Origin of the sequence: Bradyrhizobium sp. B025, assembly GCF_042257955.1 — a bacterium.
Lineage (GTDB): Bacteria > Pseudomonadota > Alphaproteobacteria > Rhizobiales > Xanthobacteraceae > Bradyrhizobium > Bradyrhizobium diazoefficiens.
The window spans coordinates 4068773-4092302 of record NZ_CP170150.1 but is presented as its reverse complement, the minus strand read 5'-3'; the positions used below and the strand labels follow the sequence as shown (position 1 = coordinate 4092302).

Here is a 23530-nt window from a genome sequence, read left to right as displayed (position 1 = left end):
CGCATGGTCTCGATCAACCTTCGCAACGTCAGTCTCGACTATCCGCTCTACGGCGCCTACGACTTCTCACTGAAGCGGCGGCTGCTCGGGCACATCATCCGCGAGCCGGGCGAGATGCGGATCATCCGCGCCGTCGACAATGTCACGATCAAGGCCGAAGCAGGCAGCCGCATCGGGCTTGCCGGTCCCAACGGCTCCGGCAAGTCGACGCTCCTGCGACTGATCGCCGGCGTCTATCCGCCGAGCAGCGGCAGCGTCTCGCTCCAGGGCAACGTCGTGCCCCTGCTCGGCCTCAACGCCGGGGTCAACCTGGATTTCGTGGCCGAGGACAACATCGCGCTGCTGCTGCGGATCAGCGGCCGCAAGCCGACCCGCGCCGTGATCGACGATATCTGGGCTTTCACCGAGCTCGAGGCGCGCATGCAGCGGCTGCCGCTGCGGATGTTCTCCTCGGGAATGCTGATGCGGGTGTTGTTTGCGACCGCGACGGCCTTTCCGGCCGACATCCTGCTGCTCGACGAATGGCTCAGCGTGGTCGACGAGCACTTTGCGGAGAAAGCACAGGAGCGGCTGCTGCACATGGTGTCGCAGGCGGCGATCGTAATCATCGCCTCGCACGACCAGCCGCTGCTGCGCCGCACCTGCACCAGCATCATCAACCTCGATCACGGCCGCATCGCCTCGACCGTCACGGTCGAGCCGCCGGCAACGCACTCTTTCGAGCTCCGCGAGAAACGCGCATGAAACAGAACATCCTGGTCGTCTCCGAGTCGCTCGGACAACCAAACCACAAGCGCGGCATCTTCCATTTCACCCGGGAGTTGGTGCGTTCGCTCGCCTCGGAGGGCCACGAACTCACGCTGTTGGTCGAGACCTCGAAGCGCTACCGCAAACTGTGCCGGCGCGAGCGACGCACAAAGCTGTTCGCGGCGCAGGCGCGCAACATCGAGCTGCTGGCGCTTTATCGCTTCCTTGACGAGATCAACGTGAGCGGGCCGGTGACGCTCAGCGGCACGCGCCGCAAATTCGACTGGCTCCGCCAAAGGGGCGGCATGTTGCTGTCGCGGGACAATATGCTCTGCCTCCTGCGCGCGATCGGCCTGCGCAGCCTGAACGCGCGACTGATCGAGAACCGGCCCGCCGCGCTCGAATACATTCCGCCGGATCTGAGCCACCTCGAACTGTTCGGCGACTTTCAGCTCGAGCCCGGATTCTTCAACTATCAGGATTCCTCGGCCTTCTTCCTGCTGCCGCCGCCGCGGATAGATGCGCGCGACTACGACGTGATCGTCGTGGACACCCCGACCCGCGTGACGATCAAGCGCAGGCCGGACGCCAAGGTGATCTGCGTCGTCCACGACCTGTTGCCGCTCACCGATCTCAAGCTCAGCGACATCGCCACGCGGCAGTTCCTGGCGCGAATCCGCACCAGCCTGCGCCAGGCCGACGAGCTCGCCTTCGTTTCGAACTACAGCATGATGCGGTTCAGGGAACTGTTGCCGCAATTTGCGCACCTACCGGCGCGGGTCGTGTATCCCCGCACCCGGTTCGACGCCCCGGATGTCCTGCACCTCCCAGCCCCGTCGGGGCGTCCGGGGCGGCCGAGCTTCGTCGTCATCGTCTCGAACGAGCCGCGCAAGAACGTCGCCGCCGTCATCCGTGCCTTCCGTGGTGTGCCCCAGGCCGATCTCGTCGTGATCGGCTATGCCGGCGAGATCAGCCGGATGCGCAACCTCCCGCCGAACGTCCGCTTCGCCGGCTATGTCGACGAGCACGAGAAGGCCGCCCTGATCGCGGAGGCGCATGGCCTGATCATGCCGAGCCTTGCCGAAGGCTTTGGCGTGCCGATCATCGAGGCGCTGGCCGCGAACACGCCGGTGCTGTGCTCGGATATCGCAGTGTTCCGCGAAGTCGCGGGCGAGCTCGCCGATTATTTCGACCCGTTCTCGACCGACTCGATCGCCGCCTCCGTCACCCGCGTGCTGACGCGGCAGGAGGAGTGGCGCGGCAAGATCCGCGCGAGGCGCCACGAGCTTGCCGAACGCTTTGGCTATGAGACCCAGGCCCGCGATTTCCTCGGGCGCGAGATGCGCACGGAAAGCCTCGTCGCCACACCGCTCGCATCGTACGGATGACGGCCGAATCCGCTGCGTGGTCCGGGCCTGCCGATCGGCAAGGCGGCCAGAAAGGATGGCAGAGCTGGCGCAACTCGGCCGCGCTGCTCCGGGCGGCAGATGTGCTCGTCATCCTGATCGCGGCATCGCTGCCGTGGTCCACAACTGCACCTTCGATCTTCGTCGGGCTGTGGCTGCTGGCGGTCACCCCGACCGTCAACTGGCACGACTATGCGCGCGAGCTCACCCGGCCGCCGTTTGCCCTGCCGTTCGCACTCCTGCTGCTCGCACTCCTCGGCGTGCTGTGGTCGGACGGCGCCTGGCCCGCCCGGCTGCATGCGATCAAGCCGGTCGCAAAGCTCGTGCTGATTCCGCCGCTGCTCTACCATTTCAGCCGGTCCGAGCGCGGCTTCCAGGTTTGCCTTGCTTTTCTCGCCTCCTGCGCGCTGCTGGCGGCATTCTCCTGGGTCGCGCTGCTCAATCCGGCCTGGAAGATCGCCGCGACGGCGTCGGCAGGCGTTCCCGTCAAGAACTACATCGACCAGAGCCAGGAATTCACGCTCTGCGCCTTGGCACTTGCACTGCCCGCGCTCACGTTCTGGCGCAGCGGGCGCGCGATCGCGGCGACCGCCTGCCTCGCATTGATCCTGCTGTTCGCGACCAACATGGTGTTCGTGGCCTCGGCCCGCACGGCGCTGCTCTACATCCCGGTGCTGCTGGCCCTGTTCGCCTGGAAGCATCTGAGCCGGCGGGCAGCGCTGGTCCTGCTCGCGGGCGCGGTCGCCGCGAGCGCGCTCGCCTGGACGACCTCGTCCTATCTGCGCCAGCGCATTACCGACATCGCCGTCGAATATCGCCACGGCCATGAGGACATCAGCCGCGCCTCGACCGCCCAGCGGCTGACCTATTGGCGCAAGTCACTTCATGCCTTTACCGAAGCCCCTCTGATCGGCCATGGCACCGGCGCGATCAAGCGTCAGTTCGAACGCGCCGCCACGGGCGAGAGCAGCCTCGACGCGGAGATCGTCAGCAATCCGCACAACCAGACCCTCAACGTCGCGGTGCAATGGGGCCTCTTGGGCGTCGTCCTGCTCTACGCGATGTGGATCGCGCAGCTTCGCCTGTTCCTGGGCGAAGGGCTTGCCGCCTGGATCGGCCTTGCGGTCGTCGCGCAGAACATCGCGAGCTCGCTATTGAACTCGCATCTGTTCGATTTCCACGAGGGATGGATGTATGTGCTGGGCGTCGGCGTGGCCGGGGGCATGGTCCTAAAGGTTCAGGCCCGCAGCCGGCCGTGACTATGGGCTGCGCTCGTGGCCGACTTCGCCGGTGATGACGTCGCCGAACAGCTCCCAGGCCTGCCCGTTGAAGCGCATCAACTGCATCTGCTCGATCGGGAAGTAATCATCGGGCGAGGTGTTGACCATGATGCCCGGCAGCATCAGGTCGGTGTGGAAATCCTTCAGGTTCGCGGCCTGCTTCATGACGTTCTCGCGGGTGAGATTGTCGCCGCACTGCTTCAGGACCTGCGCCATCGCCTCGGCCTGCACGTAGCCGTAGATGTTGTTGGAGTTGGCCTTGTCGCCATCGGGATAATATTTGTCCATGAATTCGCGCCACTTCACCACCGCCGGGTCCTTGTCCCAGGTCGGATCGGTCGGGTCCTTCAGATAGACGGTCGAGATGATATCCTTGGAATAGTCGAGCCCGGCGGGCTTGAGCACTGAGGCAACCGAGGTCGCGGTGTTGGCCAGGAAGAATTTTGGCTTCCAGCCGAGCTCGCCGACCTTGCGGATCGCCTGCGCCGACCCTTTCGGCGCCGCCCACGAGAAGAAGATATCCGCGCCGGAATCATGCAGCGCGACGATCTGCGAGTCGATCGAGGGATCGCTGACCTCATAGGACTTGTCGGCGATGATCATGCCGGCCTTGTCGCCGAGCCCGTCCTTCAGACCCTTGAACTGGTCCTTGCCGGCGTCGTCGTTCTGCCAGAACACCGCGATCTTGCCGTTCGGAAAGTTATCGCGGATGTATTTGGCGTAGATCCGGCCCTCGCTCTGGTAATTCGGCTGGAAGCCCATCGTCCAGGGAAAGTTCCTGGGATCGCCGAACTTGGTGCCGCCGGACGCGACGAAGAGCTGCGGCACCTTCTTGGCGTTCATATATTTCATGATCGCGGAGTTCGAGGGTGTGCCGAGCGGCTGGAAGATCAACAAAACCTCGTCGCTCTCGACCAGCTTGCGCGCCTGCTCGATCGCCTTCGGCGGCGAATAGGCGTCGTCATAGCTGATGAAGTTGATCTTGCGGCCGTTGATGCCGCCCTGGTCGTTGATCATCCTGAAGAACGCGGCCTCGGTCTTGCCGATCACGCCATAGGAGGACGCCGGCCCGCTATAGGGCATGATGTTGCCGATCTTGATGTCGGTGTCGCTGGCGCCGGGGTCGTATTTCTTCTGCGCCGAGGCCGGTGTCGTGGCCAGCACTCCGGCAGCAAGCATGGCGAGGGCAGCAAGGCTCTTGCGACGACCCGGCATCGTTCTCTCCCCTGTATTTTGTAGTCTTGTTTTGCGGAGAGTGTCGCAAGGTGGCTTGCCGCTGGCAAGCGCCGCGATTTTCCGCGAGGTGAAACGGTAGAGCAGGAACTTACGCGACGCGCTGCAACATCCTTAGAGCGCGCCCGTCGATCACGAGCAACGCGCTGCCAATGACGATGGCGCCCGCGATCTCGCGCATGGAGATCGGCTCGCCCAGCACCAGCCATCCTAGCAGAATGGCGGTGACGGGAATGAGCAGCGTCACCAGCATGACATTGGTCGCGCCCGAGCGGCGCAGGATCTGAAAGAAGACGATGTAGGCGAGCGCCGTCGACAAGCCGGCAAGTCCAAGCACCGCGAGCCAGGTTGTAAGGCCCGGCGCCGGCAGATGCCATGGCTGTTCCATGACGGCGGCGACGACCGCCATCATCACCGTGGACGCCATCAGTTGAAAAGTCGCCGTTCCCAGCGGAGCTGAGTCCTTCAACAACCGCCGCGCCGCCAGCGCCGCAAAGCCATAGCTGCACGCGCCACCGAGGCAGAGCAGAATGCCGAACCCCTGCCCCGGCCGCGTCTCGATGCCCCATCCGCGCAGGATGACCACGCCGACGACGCCCAGAACCACGCCGGCGACCCGCCGCATCTGCAGGGCTTCCTCGCCCGCCATCGCCATGACGGTCACCGTGAACAGCGGCGTGGTGGCATTCAGGATGGAGGCCAGCCCGCTGGGAATGATGGTCTGGCCGATCACGATCAGCGAGAACGGGATGACGTTGTTGAGCAGCCCGATCACGAAGAACGGCTTCCAGCCCAACGTGCCCTTGGGAAAGCTGATGCCTTGAACATGGAGCAGCGGCAAGAGAACGGCCGCACCCAGCGCGACGCGCAGGAACACCAGGGTGAGCGGCGGCAATTCCCGCAAGCCCGCGCCGTTGAAGAAGAACGAGCCGCCCCAGAGGATCGAGAGCACGGCGAGCAGCGACCAGTCTCGCGCATCGATCCGGTTGTCGTTCGGGGGCATGGCGTCTCACATCGGCAGTTGACCTCCGCCTAGTATGGCGCGACGCGCTTTGCCACCCGATTTCCGAGTAGACGCCGCTCAGGAGGATCGGCGTTTGCGTGCATCCCCCGCGATATCGGCAACCACCGCCCCGATCACCAGGGCGCCGCCAATGAGCGCATGCACGGCGGGCACCTCCCGGAAAGCCACCCAGATCCAGAACGGCATCAGCGGCGTTTCCAGCGTCGCGATCAGGGAGGCCTGCCCCGACGGCAGCAGGCGCGAGCCGAGCATGTAGAACGTCAGGCCGAGCGCGACCTGAAGGCAGCCGAACATTGCGAGGATTGCGAGGTTGTTGCCGCCGACGTGGGCGATGTCATGGGCGAACGGGAGGCTGACAAGACTGCCCATGAAATTCGACAATGCTGCCGCCGCCACCATCGATGTCTGGCGATGACGTCGGATCACAACTGTCATGGAGGAGATTGCGAGCACCATGAGGCAACTCAGTGCAAGACCACCGAGATCGGCACCGGCCTGCACGCCGCCGACCGTGATGACGACTCCGGCGAAGGCAATCAGGCTCGCAATCAGCGTGCGCCACGTCGCGGCTTCGCCGAGCCAAAGCCATGCCAGCGCGGCGGCGACGAAGGGCTGGGTTGCGATCAGCACCGCGACGTTCATGACGTTGGTCATCTGAAGAGCGGGAATGAACGAGATCATGCCGAGCGCAGACAGTGACGCGACGAGCAGGCTGCCCCTCCCCGGCACGACCAATTGCCACAGGGCGGCGCGGCCCTGCATCGCGACGAGAAACACGCTGATCAGACTGCCTGCGAACACACCGCGCCAGAACAGAATGGTCCAGGGATCGAACGGCAGCAGCCGGGTGAAGAACGGCGCGGTGCTCCAGGCAATCGCAGCGGCGATGACGAGGGCAATGCCGAGACCGCGTTCTGAACGAGGCTGCCCCATATTGATGCGGCCGGCTAAGACGGCTTCTTCGGCCGCGACACCAGCTCGATCATCTTGCCTTCGTCGTCATCAGGCATCGCAGCTTTCGCCCGCGCATAGGATTCGACCGCCGCGCGCGCCACCAGCGGCTTGTCGGCGAGCAGGCTCTCGGCGAGCTTCACGGCGTAGGCGGCATCCTTGTGCCGCAGCGCCGAGGTGAAGGTCGCGCCGCTGAAGTCGCGGGCGACCATGCGCTTGGAATGACGCTGGACCTGCGGGCTCGCAGCAACGCCGGCCTGAATCGATTCCAGCACCAGGGTCATGTCGAGCCCGGCCTGCTCGGCGATCGCGAGCCCTTCGGCGAGTCCGGCAATCTGGATCGCGCCCATCAGATTGTTGATGAGCTTGTAGACCGTGCCGGAGCCGACCGCGCCGAAATGGCGGATGGTCGAGCCGATCGGTTCGAGATAGGGCCGCGCGCGTTCGAGGTCGGCGGCATCAGCCCCGACCAGCAAGGTCAGCTTTCCGGCGGCCGCGGCATCCGGCAATCCCGTCACGGGACAATCGATGTAGATCAGCCCGCGCGCGTTGAGTTCGCGGCCCATCTCGCGCGCGTGGTCATAGGAGACGGTGGAGCATTCGATCGCGATGGTGCCGGCCTTCGCCGTCTTGGCCGCGCCCTTCGGCCCCAGCCAGACCGCGCGCGAGGCCTCGTCGTCGGCGACCATGGTCACGACCGCATCGGCATCGATCGCGGCATCCTCAGGCGAGGTCGCCCAATGCGCGCCGCGCGCGATCAGGTCTTCCGCTTTTGTCTTGCTGCGATTCCACAGCGTCACCGTGAAGCCGGCATCGAGATAGCGGCCGGCCATGCCATGGCCCATCCGTCCAAGCCCGATGAAGGCGACGCGGGGCATGGCTAGTCCACATCCTCGATGTCAGCGCCGGTGGTTCCGAAGGCGCGCTGCGCCAGCGTCGCGGCCATGAAGTCGTCGAGTTCGCCGTTGAGCACGCCCGAGGTGTCGGAGGTCTGCACGCCCGTGCGCAGATCCTTCACCATCTGATAGGGCTGCAGCACGTAGGAGCGGATCTGGTGGCCCCAGCCGATATCGGTCTTGGCGGCCTGGTCGGCGGCGGCCTTCTCCTCGCGCTTCTTCAACTCCATTTCGTACAACCGCGCGCGCAGCATGTCCCAGGCCTGCGCCCGGTTCTTGTGCTGCGAGCGGCCGGCCTGGCAGACCACCGCGACACCGGTCGGGATATGCGTCAGGCGCACCGCGGATTCGGTCTTGTTGACGTGCTGGCCGCCGGCGCCGCCCGACCGCATGGTATCGACGCGGACGTCGGATTCCTTGATGTCGATCTTGATGCTGTCGTCGATGACCGGGAACACCTGCACGCTGGAGAACGACGTGTGCCGCCGCGCGTTGGAATCGAACGGCGAGATGCGCACCAGACGATGCACGCCCGCCTCGGTCTTCAGCCAGCCATAGGCATTGTGGCCCGAGACCTGGATCGTCGCCGACTTGATGCCGGCTTCTTCGCCCTCGGACTCTTCGAGATACTCGACCTTGAAGCCGTGCGTCTCCGCCCAGCGCGTGTACATGCGCAGCAGCATCTGCGCCCAGTCCTGGCTTTCGGTGCCGCCGGCGCCGGCGTGGACCTCGAGATAGGAATCGAAGCGGTCGGCTTCGCCCGACAGCAGCGCCTCGAGCTCGCGCCGCGCGACTTCCTTCTTCAGAGCCTTCAGCGCAGCTTCGGCTTCGGCGACGACGCCGTCATCGCCCTCGGCTTCGCCGAGCTCGATCATGCCGATGTCGTCTTCGAGCTCCTGCTCGACCTTGCCGATGCCCGACAGCGAATCCTCCAGCGAGGTCCGCTCCTGCATCAGCTTCTGGGCCTTCTGGGGATCGTTCCAGAGGTTGGGATCTTCTGCGAGCTTGTTCAGCTCAGCGAGGCGCGCCGTCGATTTCTCGACGTCAAAGATGCCTCCTCAGCAGCCCGACTGACTGCTTGATCTCTTCTACCAACCGTTCGATTTCGGCGCGCATGTCGTTCTCGTGTCTCGCGGAATTGGTTCCGCGTGCAATTCAAGATCGGGATGTAGCGGCGACGGCTGCAAAGCGCAACCGCCGCCGCGACAAACGTCTGCCTTGTCCTAAGCCTTAGTACAGCCCGCCGGTGCCCGGCCGCATGAAGAAGCCGGAATCCGGCTGCTGCTGCTGCGACGCCGGCACGCCGCCGCGTCCGTCGGCGTCGGCAACGCCGATGACCGAATAATTGTCCGGCGGCGCCGTGCCCGGCTTGAAGGCTTCGAGGATGGTGCCGCCGGTCTCACCCGGGCCGGCGCGCATGCCGGTCTTGGCGACGACGCGCACGAGCTTGATGCCGGCCGGCACCTTGAACGGCACCGCCGGCTTGTCGGCGAGCGCGAGCTTGAGGAAATCGCGCGCGATGGGAGCAGCCAGATGGCCGCCGGTCGCAGCGTTGCCTTTGCCGAGCGCACGCGGCTTGTCGTAGCCCATATAGATGGCGACGGCGACGTCGGGCGAGAAGCCGACGAACCAGGCGTCCTTGGCCTCGTTGGTCGTACCGGTCTTGCCGGCGATCGGCTTGCCGACCTCCTTGACCACGGTCGCGGTACCGGCCTGGACCACGCCCTCCATCAGCTCGGTGATCTGGTAGGCGGTCATGGAATCCAGCACCTGCTCGCGGCGGTCGATCAGCTGCGGCTCGTTCTGGTTCTTCCAGCCGCCCGGCGCGTCGCAGCCGCGACATTCGCGCTGGTCGTGCTTGAAGATGGTGCGGCCGTAGCGATCCTGGATACGGTCGATCAGCGTCGGCTTCACGCGGCGACCGCCATTGGCGAGCATCGAGTACGCCGTGACCATGCGCATCGCTGTCGTCTCGCCGGCGCCGAGCGCGTAGGAGAGATAGTTCGGCAGCTCGTCATAGACGCCGAAGCGGCGGGCATATTCGCCGATCAGCGGCATGCCGATGTCCTGCGCGAGGCGCACCGTCACGGTGTTGAGCGACTGCCGCAGCGCGTTGCGCAGCGTCACCGGCCCCTGGAACTTGCCCGAGGAGAAGTTTTCCGGCCGCCATACGCCGGCGCCCTGGCCCTGGTCGATTTCGATCGGCGCGTCGAGCACCACGGTCGAGGGCGTATAGCCGTTGTCCAGCGCGGCCGAATAGACGATCGGCTTGAACGACGAGCCCGGCTGCCGGTAGGCCTGGGTGGCGCGGTTGAACTGGCTCTGGTCGAACGAGAAGCCGCCGACCATCGCGAGCACGCGGCCGGTCCAGGGGTCCATCACCACCATCGCGCCCGACACTTCGGGGATCTGGCGCAGCCGGTACTGTCCCTCGACCGGGTTGCCGTCCTTGTAGAGCGGATCGGCGTAGATCACGTCGCCGGGCTGGAGCACCTGCGACACCGCCGTTGCCGCCCTGCCCTTCGCAGGGCCGGTCGCCGCCCTTGCCCATTTGATGCCGTCGAGCGTGATCAGGCCGGTTTCGCGCTGCTTGCTGACGGCGCCGCCGAGCTCGCGGCTCGGCTGGAATCCGATGCGCGCCGACTGGTCGCTGGTCTCCAGCACCACCGCCATGCGCCACGGCGAGATGTCGGAGAGCGACTTGATCTCGGCGAGCTTCACGCCCCAATCGCCCGAAATATCGAGCTTGCTCATGGCGCCGCGATAGCCCTGCTGCTCGTCATAGTTGACGAGGCCGGCGACCATGGTCTTGCGCGCCATCACCTGGATCTTCGGATCGAGCGTGGTGCGGACAGACAGACCGCCCTCGTAAAGCTTCTTCTCGCCGTAGCGCTCGAAGATGTCGCGGCGGACTTCCTCGGCGAAATATTCGCCGGCGAAGGTGTGGGCGCCGTTGGACCGGTTGGTGACGGCCAGCGGCTCCTTGCGCGCCTTGTCGGCGTCGGCCTGCTTGATCCAGCCGTTCTCCTGGAGGCGGTCGATCACATAGTTGCGGCGCTCGATGGCGCGGTCGCGGTTACGCACCGGATGCAGGGTCGCCGGCATCTTCGGCAGCGCGGCCAGATAGGAGGCCTCCGCCACCGTCAGCTCGTTCACCGACTTGTCGAAATAGACCAGCGAGGCGGCCGCGATGCCGTAGGCACCGAGGCCCAGATAGATCTCGTTCAGATACAGCTCGAGGATCTTGTCCTTCGAGTAGGTCTTCTCGATCCGCATCGCCAGCAAGGCTTCCTTGATCTTGCGGGCGAAGGAGACCTCGTTGGTCAGAAGGAAGTTCTTGGCGACCTGCTGGGTGATGGTGGAGGCGCCCTGCGGACGCCGGTTGGAGCCGTAGTTCTGGATATAGACCAGACCTGCGCGCGCCATGCCGGTGTAGTCGATGCCGCCGTGCTCATAGAAATTCTTGTCCTCGGCCGCGAGGAACGCGTTGATCACGAGCTTGGGCACGGCCTGGATCGGCAGATACAGCCGTCGCTCCTTGGCGTACTCGCCGAGCAGCGACCCGTCGACCGCGTGCACACGCGTCATCACCGGCGGCTCGTAATCCTGAAGCTGAGAGTAGTCCGGCAAGTCCTTGGAGAAATGCCAGATCAGGCCTGCCACGGCCCCGACACCGACAAGGAACACCACCGTTCCCGCGGCGAACAGGAAGCCCATGAACCGCACCAGCAAGCGCATTATCTGTTTATCCGTTCAAACTCTGGATCAGCCCAGTATCAGCCCCTTGGCGCTCAAAAACAGGCGCCAACCTCACGTCGCGCATTCACCGGCCTACTCAATTACGTCAGGGCCGGACCTAAGACGCTCGCCGAACGGGATTCTCGCCGATTCCGGAACCCCCTGCGGCGTTTTTATAAATCGCCCGCTGTGGCCAAACTAGGGCTTTTGCGGCGGGACGGAAAAACCCTTTGTCAATTCTCTCAATTCGACGCCCCCCGGTCGTCAATTCGACGATCCGGCGGTCGCCAGCCGCTTGGCCAGGAACCCGTCGATGGCTTGCGCCATCGCGCCCACGGCACGGGATCGCCATCCCTCGGAGACCAGATGCTCGAGATCGCCCTTATTGGAGACATAACCGATCTCGACCAGCACCGACGGCACGTCGGGTGCCTTCAGCACCCGGAAACCGGCCGATTTCAGCGGATGCTTGTGCATCCGCACAGTCGACTTCATTTCGCCCATCAGCACATGCGCAAAACGGTTTGAAAACGTGCGGGTTTCCCGCTGCGTCAGATCGATCAGGATGTCCGCGACGTCGGTGGGCTCCTCCGCGAGATTGAAGCCGGCGATCGCGTCCGCGCGGTTTTCCGCGTCCGCCAGACGCTGGGCCTCGGCGTCGGACGCCTTGTCGGACAGCGTATAGATGGTGGCGCCCTGGGCATCCCCCTCGGCGCGCGGCAGCGCATCGGCATGAATCGAGACGAACAGCGCCGCCTTGATGTTGCGGGCGACTTTGACCCGGTCATTGAGCGGGATGAACGTGTCGTCGTTGCGCGTCATCACGACACGGTATTTGCCGGCCTTTTCCAGCCGGTCGCGCAGCGCCAGGCCAAAGGCCAGCACCAGGTTCTTCTCGCTCTCGCCGCTCGACTGCGTGCCGTTGTCGATGCCGCCATGGCCGGGATCGATCACCACGATCGGCCGGCCATCGGCCTTCTGCTGCGCCGTTTCCGGGCCCGCCGTCGCGGGGACCGTGGCGGGCGGCGCATCGGCGATCGCGGGCCGCAGCTCGGGGCGGTTTTCCGGGGCGAGCGATTGCACGAAGGCGGCGCGGTCGACCTCCTCTAGCTCGAGCACGAGCCGGGCCGGCTGGCCGTTGGCCGCCTCCAATACGTAGGAATTGGCGATCTTGGCCGGCCCCGTCAGGTCGAACACGATTCGCGAGCCGCCGGGCATGACGAGCCCGTAGCGGAAGGCCTTGACCAGTCCCCGCCCGCCGGACCCGGTCCCCGCGGGCAGCTGAAAATTGACCTGGGGCACGTCCACCACCACCCGGTACGGGTCGGCGAGCGTGACGGCGCGGAAGCTGACGGTCCGGTCGATGTCGAGGATGAAGCGGGTCTGCTTGCCGTCGCCAGCCAGCCGGGCGGCCGAGGCGATTGGAAAATTCGCTACCGCAACAGAGGGTTGCGGCTGGCTTTCCGCGGCGCTCAGGCGGGAGGAATCAGCATATGGCAATGCCGCGGCGCACAGAAGCACCCATCCCAGCAGGACTCTTTGTTTTGCGCGGCTCGCCACCGATTTCGTGCCTCCGAGCAGCTTGTTTAACGCAATAGAACCACAGGGTTAATCGATCCTTAATGACAGGCGCGCGAAACTCGCTGACTGTGACCGCCGTGCGACGCTCCCTTGCACGGATGGCCCATTCCTCGTATGTACGGAATGCTGACGGCCGATATTTTCGGTTGTGTCGCATTCAGCCTCCCGGTGCAGCGCCGGAACTCTCAAGGTTTGGGAATTCCAGCGTTTTCCGTTCTCCTCTAAGACCAGCGCGGTGCGCGGCAGCGAGGTGGAGCGGGCCAAGCCCCGGCGGCGGACGGTTCCCGGGCACCACTTTTCCGGGACGGTTCGGACAGCGACGTAACCCATTACCCGGTCCCTTGATCCCAAGGGAGCGGTTCGTGATCCCCAAGGCGAGCGCGCTCGCGCCATGCCTGGCCAGCAGCAACTGATTGAGGGGCGGCCCCGCCGCCCAATGTTTCATACGGGCCGACGCTTGATGCGCCAGACTGTGCCGACGAATTCTGAAGGACCATTCGCGACGCTGCGGAGTGATAATCCCGCGCGCCGCCACGGCCCTGAGGCTTCCGGTCCGGCAAGGCGCGAGAGACGGCGTTTCGGCCTTCCCCTCACCCCCGAATCAGGTGGACCGTCGCGTCTCCCGGCGGCGCGATACGCGCCCACGGTGAATCGCGCCCGCCGCCGTCAAGAGTTAAGACATGCCCAACAAGATGTTGATCGATGCCACCCACCCGGAGGAGACCCGGGTCGTCGTGGTCCGCGGCAATCGCGTCGAAGAGTTTGATTTCGAGACCGCGCAACGCAAGCAACTGCGCGGGAATATCTACCTCGCCAAGGTCACCAGGGTCGAACCCTCGCTCCAGGCCGCGTTCGTCGAATATGGCGGCAACCGCCACGGCTTCCTCGCCTTCAGCGAAATCCATCCCGACTACTACCAGATCCCGGTTGCCGACCGGCAGGCGCTGATCGAGGCCGAGGAACAGGCCCATCGCGAAGCCGAGGAAGAGAGCGAGAACCGCTCGCACGGCCGCCGCCGCTCGCGTCACCGCAACGCCCGCCGCCGCGGTCACGGCGAACGCGTCCGCAGCGACATCGTCGAAGGCCTCGACGCCGGCGCCGATCCCGCGGCGCAGCCGGTCGAGGGCCAGATCCTGCCTGAGCACGCCGAGGGCGCTCCGCAAGAGGGCGAGCATCTGCACGCCGACGCGGAGCATCACGGCGAGCACGATGCCCATGATCACCACGAACATGATCACCACGATCATGATCACCATGAACACGCGCACGACGACCATCATCCCGATCACGCTCACGATCATGACGACCATGGTCATGACGGCGGGCACGATCATCACGACCACGATCATGCCGACGAGACGCCCGCGCCTGTCGCGGCCTTTGGCGCCGAACCGGTGGTCGCGACCGAGGCCGTTGCCGAACCGCAGGAGGCGACCTCCGAAGCGCACGCAGAGGCTCTGGCCGAAGCCGTAACCGCCGCCGCTGAACCGGCTGATGCCGTGTACGCTGCCGGCGAAAGCACCGAAGCTCCGCATCACGACGCTGACGCGGCGGCCGAGGACGACGACGACGAGGATGACGACGGCGAGGAAGCCGAAGAGGAAGTCGTCGAATCCGTCGGCGGCGACGACGTGATGGAGGAAGTGCCGGAGCGCACCTTCCGTCCGCGCCGCCAGTACAAGATCCAGGAAGTCATCAAGCGCCGCCAGGTGATGCTGGTGCAGGTCGTCAAGGAAGAGCGCGGCAACAAGGGCGCGGCGCTGACGACCTATCTGTCGCTCGCCGGCCGCTACGCCGTGCTGATGCCGAACACCGCGCGCGGCGGCGGCATCAGCCGCAAGATCACCAGCGCCCAGGACCGCTCGCGTCTGAAGGAAGTGGTGCAGGATCTCGACGTGCCCGAGGGCATGGGCATCATCCTGCGCACAGCCGGCGCCGCCCGCACCAAGCCCGAGATCAAGCGCGACTTCGAATACCTGATCCGGATGTGGGAGACGGTGCGCGACCTGACGCTGAAGTCGCAGGCCCCGACCCTCGTCTATGAGGAAGGCTCGCTGATCAAGCGCTCGCTGCGCGACCTCTACAACAAGGAGATCGACGAGATCTCGGTTGCCGGCGAATCCGGCTACCGCGAAGCGCGCGACTTCATGAAGATGCTGATGCCCGCCAACGTCAGCGCGGTGAAGCAGTATCGCGACGGCCAGCCGCTATTCTCGCGCATGGGCGTCGAAAGCCAGTTGGACGCGATGTTCTCGCCGACCGTGCAGCTGCGCTCCGGCGGCTACATCGTGATCAACCAGACCGAGGCGCTGGTCTCGATCGACGTCAACTCCGGGCGATCGACGCGCGAGCACCATATCGAGGACACCGCGCTCAAGACCAATCTGGAAGCGGCCGAAGAGGTCGCCCGCCAGCTCCGCCTGCGCGACCTCGCCGGCCTGATCGTCATCGACTTCATCGACATGGACGAGAAGCGCAACAACCGGGCGGTCGAGCGCAAGCTGTCCGATTGCCTCAGGCAGGACCGCGCACGCATCCAGGTCGGACGCATCTCGCATTTCGGCCTGCTCGAGATGTCGCGCCAGCGCATTCGTGCCAGCGTGCTGGAATCCTCGACCGATCCCTGCCCGCATTGCGGCGGCACCGGCCATGTCCGCTCGGTGTCCTCGGTTGCGCTCCAGCTGCTGCGCGGCCTCGAAGAGATCCTGATGAAGGGCGCGACCCACAATCTCGTGGTCCGTACCCGCACCGACGTCGCGCTCTACGTGCTGAACCACAAGCGCGGCCATCTGCGCGACCTCGAAAACGGCTTCAAGGTCACCCTGGCGGTCATCGCCGACCCGAGCGTCAGCGGACCGCAGGCCTACCTCATCGATCGCGGCGAGCAGGTGCATACGCTCGAAGCCGCCAAGGCGCTGCTCGCGGCGCAGGCCGCGGCAAGCCCGCCCCCGGTGGTTGAAGAGGCCTATGACGACGAGGAGTTCGATCCGGAGCTGGAATCCGAGATCGAGTCCGAGGAGACCGAAGGTCTCACTGAAGAGCAGGCTGCCGGCGAGGCGGCCCCCGAGCAGGACGGTCAGCGCCGCAAGCGCCGCCGTCGTCGGCGCGGCCGCGGTGGCCAGCGCGACGGCGAGTTGCGCGAGGATAGCGCGCCCACGCTTCCCGAGCCGGCAATGGTCGCTGGCGAGTCCGAAGAAGACGCCGAGTCCGAGCAGGACGGCGAGGAAGGCGAGGAACAGGCAGCCCGTGGCGAGCAGCAGGGCGGCGGTGAGCGCCGACGCCGGCGTGGTCGCAGAGGCGGACGCCGTCGGCGTGGGGGCAGCGAGGAAGGTCTTGCCGGCTCCATCGGCGACGAGCTCGGCACCCAATCACCATCGGAAGCTACCGAAGCGGTGGCCGATTTCGACGGCTTTGGCGGCGAGGCTGCGCCTTCGATCGCGCAGGCCGAGCACACCGCCGAGCCGCAAATCGCGCCGCCTGAGCCGCGTGCCGAAGTGCAGGCCGAGGTGCCGGCTCAGCCGGAGCCAGCTCCTGCTGTCGTAACGGCGGAAGAAGAGCCCGCTGACGAGAAGGCCGCGCGGCGGCGCTCCACCGTCCGGGAAAAGGTGAGCTTCCTGTCGAGCAGCCCAAGCGAGCCCGCAGCGCCTGTTGCGCAGGCGAGCGAGCCGGTCGCGCCGCCCGCGCCGGCACCTGCGCCCGCACCGGAAGCGGCAAGCGAAACGCCGGCCGCCCCACGCCGCGCCGGCTGGTGGTCCCGCCGTTTCGGCGGCGGCGAATAAAGTCGGACATAGAATAAAAAACGCCCGGCCAAGCCGGGCGTTTTTCGTTGCACCGCTAGCCAATCCGCTATGGGGGCAGCTCGTCATTACCGAGCGGCGCCACATCGCGCGAGGCGATCTGGCGGAGCTGGTCGTAGAGATCGGGCGCCTCGCTGGTGCAGAGGCAAACGCCTTTTGCGGAAGCTGCCTCGCCGGCGTTGAGGTAGGCGTGGCCCATGGTGCTGTCGAGATAGATGCCGTCGCCCTCACCGAGGATCTCAGGCGCGTAAAACTCGGTGTGGACGGCGACGCGTCCGCTCGTCACCAGGAAATACTCCTCGCCGCCATGGCGCAACAGCGGGCCGAACTCCTCCAGCGAGCGCGCGCGAACCTCGGCCACGATCGGCACCATGCGTTTGCCGATCAGATCGGTGCATTGATAGGTGTAGGTGTAGAATTTCGTGGTGATCACCTGCCCCTGCCCGGCCCGGCTGATGCTCCGCCGCGCGGTGACCGGCCGGCCCTGCACAGGCGCCGCGACGGCTGGATTGAACAGCTCGGCGATCTCCATCTTCAGGCCGGAGGTGAGCTGGAGCAGCTTGTCGTAGGTCAGCGACATCAGGCCGTTCTCGACCTTGGACAGGGTCGACAGCGCCATGCCGGTGCGCTCCGCGACCTGCTTGAGCGTCAGGCCACGAGCCTGACGGGCCGCCTTGAGGCATTGGCCGAGCTGGGAATTGGCACCTTCGGGCGTCGTTATCTCGCTCATGCAGCAATCCTACCACGGCGATGGAAATATTGTTGGCCTATCCGTCTAATCTTTTCGGCCAAGACGCCCCTTGAGGGGCCCATTTGACGACCCGTTGGGCAGCAGCGCCAGCATTTTGGCACGAAATGCCCCGCTTTGACGATTATTGGTGCGTCGCCTTCACTTTCCGATATGCTAAATTGTTTTCATAATTTGAAAGGGGATTGGCATTGTCCGGACTTTGCGATTCCAGCGCCGTTGAGCTGCGCCGCCTGCTGGCCGCGCGGGCGATCTCGCCCGTCGAGCTGCTGGAGGCCTGCCTGTCGCGCATCGCCACCATCAATCCTGCCGTGAATGCCGTCGTGACGCTGGACGAGCCGGGCGCACGTACCGCCGCGAAAAAGGCCGAAGCCGCCATCCTGCGCGGCGAGGATCGCGGCGCACTGCACGGCCTTCCGGTGCTGATCAAGGACACCCAGGACACTGCCGGGCTGCGCTCCACCTATGGCAGCCCCCTGTTGCGCGACAATGTACCGGTCGCCGACCAGGGCTCGGTCGCGCGGCTGCGCGCAGCCGGCGCCATCATCTTCGGCAAGACCAACACGCCGGAATGGGCGGCCGGCGGCAACACCCGCAATCCGGTGTTCGGCGCAACCGGCAATCCCTTCGATCCCATGCGCTCGGCAGCCGGCTCCTCCGGTGGCTCGGCGGTGGCGCTCGCCTGTGGCATGGCGCCGCTCGCCTCGGGCTCGGACACCGGCGGCTCCTTGCGCAATCCGGCCGGCTTCTCCGGCATCGTCGGCATGCGCCCGTCCTACGGTCTCGTGGCCAGCGAGAAGCGCGCCTTCGGCTGGTCGAACCTGTCGACCGACGGACCGATGGCGCGCAATGTCGCCGACACCGCGCTGATGCTGTCGGTGATGGCGAGCGACGATGTCCGCGATCCCCTGGCCTATACGCTGCCCGGCGAGCCGGTGCGCAGTCGCGCCGAACGCTGGGCCGCACCGCGTCCCGCGGACCTTGGCAAGCTGCGCCTCGCCTTCACGGAGGACTTTGGCTTCGCCCCGACCGAGCAGGCCATCCGTCGCGTATTCCGCGATCGTGTGGCGAGGCTTGCGCCGCTGTTCGCCGACTGCCGCGAGGCGACGCCGGATTGCTCCGGCGCCGACGACGCGTTCGCGGTTCTGCGCGCCGGCCTGTTTCTGGCGATGCACGGCAAGAACTACAAAGAGCGCCCCGAGATGCTCGGCCCGAATGTCCGCGCCAATGTCGAGGAAGGCCTGAGCTACACGCTCGAGGATCATGGGCGCGCCGCCACGACGCAGACGCGGATCTATCGCGCCTACCAGACCTTCTTTGAAACTTGCGATGTGCTGATCAGTCCGACCATTACGCTGAGCCCGCGCCCCTGGTCGGAGCTCTATCCCGCCGAGATCGACGGCGTGCCGACCAAATCCTATTTCCACTGGCTCGCGCTCGCTTACGCCGTGACGCTTCCCGGCCACCCCGCGATCAGCATTCCGCTCGGCCTCGATGAAGCCGGCCTGCCGTTCGGTCTCCAGATCGTCGGCCCGCGCGGCGGCGACGCCATCGTGCTTTCGGTCGCCGCGAGCATCGAGGCCGCGTTCGCGGGCGATGCGCAATTGTGCCGGCCGGTGCCCGACCTGGCGCGGCTCGCCGCAGCGCCGCCGCTGTCGGCCGCGCCCGGTTTCCTCACCTGGGAATAACCCGACACCAGCCCTGGATGCACCGCCGGCGCAACGGAGACGAGCATGACGGAACTGCCGAGGAAAACCAGCGTCATTGCCTTCGTCCTGCTCTACATCGCCTACTGCATCTCCTACATCGACCGCGCGGCGATCTCGCTGGCGCTGGCGCAGATCGGCAAGGACTTCAATCTGCAGGCCGCCGATCTCGGCATCGTCATCAGCGCATTCTTCCTCGGTTATGCCGCGATGCAGGTGCCGGGCGGATGGCTCTCCGACCGCTTCGGCTCGAAATATGTGGTGATCGTCACCATCGTGATGTGGTCGCTGTTCACGGCGTTCACGAGCCTTGCCTGGTCGCTGACCTCGCTGATCGCGATCCGCTTCATCTTCGGCATCGCCGAGGGCGGCTTTCCGCCGGCGAGCATCCGCGCCGTCGCGGAAGTGTTCAAGAAGGATAGCCGGCCGAAGATGTCGGGACTGCTGCTGTCGTCCAACTACGCCGGCAGCATGGTCGCGCCGCTGATCATGGCGCCGCTGATCCTCTGGCTCGGCTGGCGCCATGCCTTCAACGCCATCGGCATCGCGGGCATCGTCTTCGCGGTAGTTTATTTCGTCTTCGTCCCCTATCTGGGACGCCCGGGCAAGGCTGATGCAGGCGCGCCAGTGAAGGCCGAAAGCCGCGCGCCGATGCGCGAGCTCATGAAGAAGCCGTTGCTGTGGCAGTTGATGGTGGTGTGGTTTGGTCTCAGCTGCGTCAACAAGGGCCTGGATTCCTGGATGCCGCTCTACCTGCTCCAACAGCGCGGGCTCGACCTCAAGACCGTCGGCGTCCTGGCGCCGATCCCGTTCGTGATGGCGACGATCGCGACCGCGATGGGCGGCTGGGTGATGACGACGTTCTTCTCCGAGCGCGAAAAATACCTGCTGATCGGCAGCTCCGCATTGACCGGCATCTTCCTCTACGCCATGTACAAGTCGGAGACGATCACGATGCTGATCGCGTTCCAGTCGCTGGTCTACTTCTTCAAATCCTTCGTGCTGGCCTCGGTGATTGCGCTTCCGACCAAACTGCTCCGCGACGACCAGATCGGATCGGGCGTCGGCATGGTCAATCTCGGCGGCCAGAGCGCGGGCTTCGTCGCCCCCGTCGCGATCGGCTTCATCGTGACCGGAACCGGATCGTTCGATGCCGCCTTCGGCTTCCTGGTGGCGATGACGGCGTTGTCGGTCGTGGTCGCGGCAACCATCAGCACGCAGCCGAAGCTCGTACCACAACCGGCCTGACAGGAGCATTCTGCCCATGCAAAGCGCGATCGTTCTCGGCGGCGGCATGATCGGCGTGAGCGCGGCGCTGCACCTGCGGCAGCGCGGCTGGACCGTCACGCTCGTCGACCGCAGGGAGCCGGGCCGCGAGACCAGCTACGGCAATGCCGGGATGATCCAGGCGGAAGCCGTCCGCCCCTATCCGATGCCGCGCGACCTCGCCTCGCTCCTGAAGATCGCGACCGGCCGCACCAACGACGTGCGCTACAGCCTGTCGTCGCTGCATCTCCATATCGAGCCCCTGCTCCGCTACTGGTGGCATTCGGCGCCGAAGCGGCATCGTGAGGCGATCGACGCCTGGGCCAGGCTGATCGCCTATGCGACGGCAGAGCACGACATTCTCATTCGCGAGGCCCACGCCGACAATCTCATTCGCCGCGCCGGCTACCGGGCGCTGTATCGCGACGCCGCTGCATTGGATCTCTCGATCAAGGCAGCCGAAGAAGACCAGCACGAGTTCGGCGTGAACTTTCGTGTGCTCTCGGGCAGCGAGCTCGCCAAGGCCGAGCCGGTCCTGCGCGACGATCTTCCGGGCGCGATCCATTGGCTCGACACCTGGACCGTGTCCGATCCCGGCGCGCTGGTCACAGCCTATGCCGAGCTGTTCGAGCGTCTCGGCGGCAGGATCGTGCTCGGTGATGCGCAGTCGCTGCAGCAGACTGCAGCCGGCTGGTCGGTCAATACCGATCAGGGACGCATCGATGCCGCGACGGCCGTCGTGACACTCGGGCCGTGGTCGCCCGATCTGTTGTACAAATTCGGCTATCGCATTCCGCTGGTGCGCAAGCGCGGCTACCACATGCACTACAGCGGCGGCGCTTCGCTCGACCTGCCGCTGATCGACAAGGCCGGTGGCTACGCCATGGGGCCGATGGCCAAGGGCATCCGCATCACCACGGGCGCGGAGCTCACGAGCCCCGACGCGCTTGCAACGCCGGTGCAGCTCGCCAGCGCCGAAGCCTCTGCGCGGGAGCTGATCGACCTCGGCAAACGCGTCGAGCCCGATCCGTGGTTCGGCACCCGCCCCTGCACGCCCGACATGCTGCCGGTGCTCGGCCGCGCCCCGCTTCACCCCGGCCTCTGGATGAATTTCGGCCACGGCCACCAGGGCTTTACGCTGGGCCCTGCGACCGGGCGCCTGCTCGCCGAGATGATGAGCGGCGAGACGCCGGCAATCGATCCGACGCCGTACCGGCCGGAGCGGTTCTAGCTGCCGGCGTCGCGGCGCGCAGGGCGAGCGCGACTGAGATGCGCGGCAGCGGCCAGATGCAACGCGCGAGGCGGCAATTCCATCAGTCGGCGCGCTCGGCCAGCAGCGTCCTGATGCGGTCGGCATCCTCAGGCGTCGCCGGATTGTAGACGATCATGCTGAGATCGGAGCGGCCCTCGACATTGAAGCTCGAATATTCGAACGACATGGTGCCGTGAACGGGATGCCGCAGCCGCTTGGTGCCATCGCCATGATGGCGCACGTCGTTGTCGCGCCAGAGCGCCGCGAACTCGGGACTGGTGCGGCAGAGCTCGTCGACGAAATCGGCGACATGCGAGACCGCGCCCGCGCGGGCGGCGTCCGCCCGAAACGCCGCCACCACGAAGCGGGCCACACTGTCCCAATCGTACTGCGCGGCACGCACGCGCGGATCGCAGAAGATGAAGCGCAGGATATTGCGCTGTCCCGGCGGGATCGCGCCATAGTCCGTCAGCACGGCGGTCGCGGCGCGATTCCAGGCGACGACATCCCAGGTCGCGGTCCGCACCAGCGCCGGGCTGAATGCGAGTGCATCCAGCACGCGCTGCAGCCGCGGTGAGACGCCTTCGCTCGCCTGGTAGCGCACCTCGGGCGGGCGGCCGAGGCCGATCAGGAACAGATGCTCGCGCTCGACATCAGTCAGCATCAGGGCGCGGGAGATGCGGTCGAGCACGTCGGCCGATGGGGCCCCGCCCCGACCCTGCTCCAGCCAAGTGTACCAGGTCGGACTGATATTGGCGCGCTGCGCCACCTCCTCACGCCGCAGCCCGGGCGTGCGCCTGCGGCTGCCGCTGAGGCCGAACGCGGCCGCATCCAGCCGAGTGCGGCGATCCTTCAGATAGGCCCCGAGCAGGTTTTCGGCCGAAGCGGTTTCGCTCATCCTGTTAGCTATTATACCCCGATAAGGTCACTACTTTACCCGGATAATCCTAGCGTAGATGGTCCTCTCCACCAACCCTCTTCCGATCCCTGGAGACTGCTCATGCGTGTATTCGTCACTGGCGCCACCGGCTTCGTCGGCTCCGCCGTCGTTCGGGACCTGATCGCCGCCGGCCACAGCGTCACCGGTCTTGCCCGGACGGATGAAGGAGCGGCCGCCGTCACCGCATTGGGAGCCGAGGTCCATCGCGGCTCGCTGGAGGACCACACCTCCCTGCGCAGCGGTGCGGCCGCCTCCGATGGCGTGCTCCACCTCGCCTTCAACCACGACTTCTCGAAATTCGCAGACAATTGCGAGCTCGACCGCCGCGCGATCCTCGCGCTCGGCGAGGCGCTGAAGGGCTCCGAGCGTCCGCTCATCGTCACGTCGGGCGTGGCATTGCTTGCGCCCGGGCGGCTCGCGACCGAGGACGATGCGGCGGCCCGCCACTTTCCGCGCGTCTCGGAAGCGACCGCCGAGGATCTCAGGGAACGCGGCGTCCGCGCCGGCATCGTGCGGTTGCCGCCCACGACCCATGGCGAGGGTGATCACGGTTTTGTGCCGCACCTGATCGCGATCGCCCGCGAGAAAGGAGTCGCAGCCTATATCGGCGACGGCATGAACCGTTGGCCAGCCGCCCATCGCGTCGACGCCGCACGCGTCTATCGGCTCGCGCTGGAGCACGGTGCATCCGCTCGCCGCTATCACGCGATCGCCGAGGACGGCGTGCCGTTCAAGGTGATCGCGGAGGTGATCGGCAAACGGCTCGGCGTGCCCGTGGTCTCGAAATCCACTGATGAAGCCGAGCAGCATTTCGGCTGGTTCGCGCGATTTGCCGCCATCGACGTTCCGGCCTCGAGCGCGAAGACGCGCGCCCTGCTCGGCTGGGCGCCGCAAGAAAAAGGGCTGATCGAGGATCTCGACCAGCCCTATTATTTCCAGGCCTGACGGCGCTCAGCGCCGCCGTC

The 23530-nt window shown here is 65.9% G+C and carries 18 protein-coding genes; 8 read left to right on the top strand and 10 right to left on the bottom strand.

Annotated features, from left to right (window positions below; all coding sequences use genetic code 11):
- Window positions 1–3: 3 nt before the first annotated feature.
- From ACE10W_RS18845 to ACE10W_RS18835, 3 genes are read left to right on the top strand one after another with little or no spacing between them, the layout of a single operon-like run.
- A complete protein-coding gene (locus ACE10W_RS18845) occupies window positions 4–744 on the top strand; it encodes an ABC transporter ATP-binding protein (protein WP_271557314.1) in 741 nt (246 codons plus the stop codon).
- The gene (locus ACE10W_RS18840) at window positions 741–2135 is read left to right on the top strand and encodes a glycosyltransferase family 1 protein (RefSeq protein ID WP_271557313.1); all 1395 of its coding nucleotides are present in this window, start codon (window positions 741–743) and stop codon (window positions 2133–2135) included. The genes ACE10W_RS18845 and ACE10W_RS18840 overlap by 4 nt, the downstream gene beginning before the upstream one ends.
- Window positions 2132–3412, top strand: a complete 1281-nt coding sequence (locus tag ACE10W_RS18835; RefSeq protein ID WP_271557311.1) for an O-antigen ligase — start codon at window positions 2132–2134, stop codon at window positions 3410–3412. The genes ACE10W_RS18840 and ACE10W_RS18835 overlap by 4 nt, the downstream gene beginning before the upstream one ends.
- Here ACE10W_RS18835 and ACE10W_RS18830 read toward each other — a convergent pair whose 3' ends face one another.
- The 8 genes from ACE10W_RS18830 to ACE10W_RS18795 form a co-directional block, all read right to left on the bottom strand.
- Window positions 3413–4648, bottom strand: a complete 1236-nt coding sequence (locus ACE10W_RS18830) for an ABC transporter substrate-binding protein (protein WP_304553161.1) — start codon at window positions 4646–4648, stop codon at window positions 3413–3415.
- Window positions 4649–4757: 109 nt separating this feature from the next.
- Window positions 4758–5669 carry a DMT family transporter gene (locus ACE10W_RS18825; RefSeq protein WP_271557309.1) on the bottom strand — a complete coding sequence of 304 codons (912 nt, stop codon included), beginning with the start codon at window positions 5667–5669 and terminating at the stop codon, window positions 4758–4760.
- A 78-nt stretch (window positions 5670–5747) separates the two neighbouring features.
- A complete protein-coding gene (locus ACE10W_RS18820; protein ID WP_271557307.1) occupies window positions 5748–6623 on the bottom strand; it encodes a DMT family transporter in 876 nt (291 codons plus the stop codon).
- Window positions 6624–6637: 14 nt separating this feature from the next.
- Window positions 6638–7519, bottom strand: coding sequence for an NAD(P)-dependent oxidoreductase (locus tag ACE10W_RS18815; protein WP_011087082.1), 882 nt, complete (start codon window positions 7517–7519; stop codon window positions 6638–6640).
- Between the two features lie 2 nt (window positions 7520–7521).
- Window positions 7522–8653, bottom strand: a protein-coding gene (prfB, locus tag ACE10W_RS18810; protein WP_122975474.1) for a peptide chain release factor 2 whose coding sequence is annotated in 2 segments (ribosomal slippage) — window positions 7522–8583 and window positions 8585–8653 — 1131 coding nt in all. Because the reading frame shifts where the segments join, the coding sequence is not laid out codon by codon here.
- A 114-nt stretch (window positions 8654–8767) separates the two neighbouring features.
- Window positions 8768–11275 (bottom strand): penicillin-binding protein 1A, encoded by a 2508-nt coding sequence (locus ACE10W_RS18805; RefSeq protein WP_161535066.1) that lies wholly within the window; start codon window positions 11273–11275, stop codon window positions 8768–8770.
- Window positions 11276–11539: 264 nt separating this feature from the next.
- On the bottom strand, window positions 11540–12835 hold the full coding sequence (locus ACE10W_RS18800) for an N-acetylmuramoyl-L-alanine amidase (RefSeq protein ID WP_271557303.1): 1296 nt from the start codon (window positions 12833–12835) through the stop codon (window positions 11540–11542).
- A 611-nt stretch (window positions 12836–13446) separates the two neighbouring features.
- Window positions 13447–14391, bottom strand: coding sequence for a hypothetical protein (locus tag ACE10W_RS18795; protein ID WP_271557301.1), 945 nt, complete (start codon window positions 14389–14391; stop codon window positions 13447–13449).
- Here ACE10W_RS18795 and ACE10W_RS18790 point away from each other — a divergent pair.
- The gene (locus ACE10W_RS18790; RefSeq protein WP_271557299.1) at window positions 14356–16635 is read left to right on the top strand and encodes a ribonuclease E/G; all 2280 of its coding nucleotides are present in this window, start codon (window positions 14356–14358) and stop codon (window positions 16633–16635) included. The two genes, ACE10W_RS18795 and ACE10W_RS18790, sit on opposite strands and share 36 nt — an antisense overlap.
- 67 nt (window positions 16636–16702) lie before the next feature.
- Here ACE10W_RS18790 and ACE10W_RS18785 read toward each other — a convergent pair whose 3' ends face one another.
- Window positions 16703–17383: a helix-turn-helix domain-containing protein gene (locus ACE10W_RS18785; RefSeq protein WP_028171236.1), complete on the bottom strand. Its 681-nt coding sequence runs from the start codon at window positions 17381–17383 to the stop codon at window positions 16703–16705.
- A 209-nt stretch (window positions 17384–17592) separates the two neighbouring features.
- On the opposite strand from ACE10W_RS18785, the gene ACE10W_RS18780 reads away from it, so the two are divergent.
- Genes ACE10W_RS18780 through ACE10W_RS18770 form a run of 3 tightly spaced genes read left to right on the top strand, consistent with a single transcriptional unit; the run spans window position 17593 to window position 21604 of the window.
- Entirely contained in the window at window positions 17593–19089 is a 1497-nt protein-coding gene (locus ACE10W_RS18780) for an amidase (RefSeq protein WP_271557298.1), read from the top strand.
- Between the two features lie 45 nt (window positions 19090–19134).
- Entirely contained in the window at window positions 19135–20355 is a 1221-nt protein-coding gene (locus ACE10W_RS18775; RefSeq protein WP_271557296.1) for an MFS transporter, read from the top strand.
- 16 nt (window positions 20356–20371) lie between these two features.
- Window positions 20372–21604: an FAD-binding oxidoreductase gene (locus ACE10W_RS18770; RefSeq protein WP_271557294.1), complete on the top strand. Its 1233-nt coding sequence runs from the start codon at window positions 20372–20374 to the stop codon at window positions 21602–21604.
- Between the two features lie 82 nt (window positions 21605–21686).
- Here the strand turns inward: ACE10W_RS18770 and ACE10W_RS18765 are convergent, their stop codons facing one another.
- On the bottom strand, window positions 21687–22523 hold the full coding sequence (locus tag ACE10W_RS18765; RefSeq protein ID WP_271557292.1) for a helix-turn-helix transcriptional regulator: 837 nt from the start codon (window positions 22521–22523) through the stop codon (window positions 21687–21689).
- 102 nt (window positions 22524–22625) lie between these two features.
- Here ACE10W_RS18765 and ACE10W_RS18760 point away from each other — a divergent pair, with 102 nt between their 5' ends.
- Entirely contained in the window at window positions 22626–23510 is an 885-nt protein-coding gene (locus ACE10W_RS18760) for an SDR family oxidoreductase (RefSeq protein WP_271557290.1), read from the top strand.
- Window positions 23511–23530: the final 20 nt, after the last annotated feature.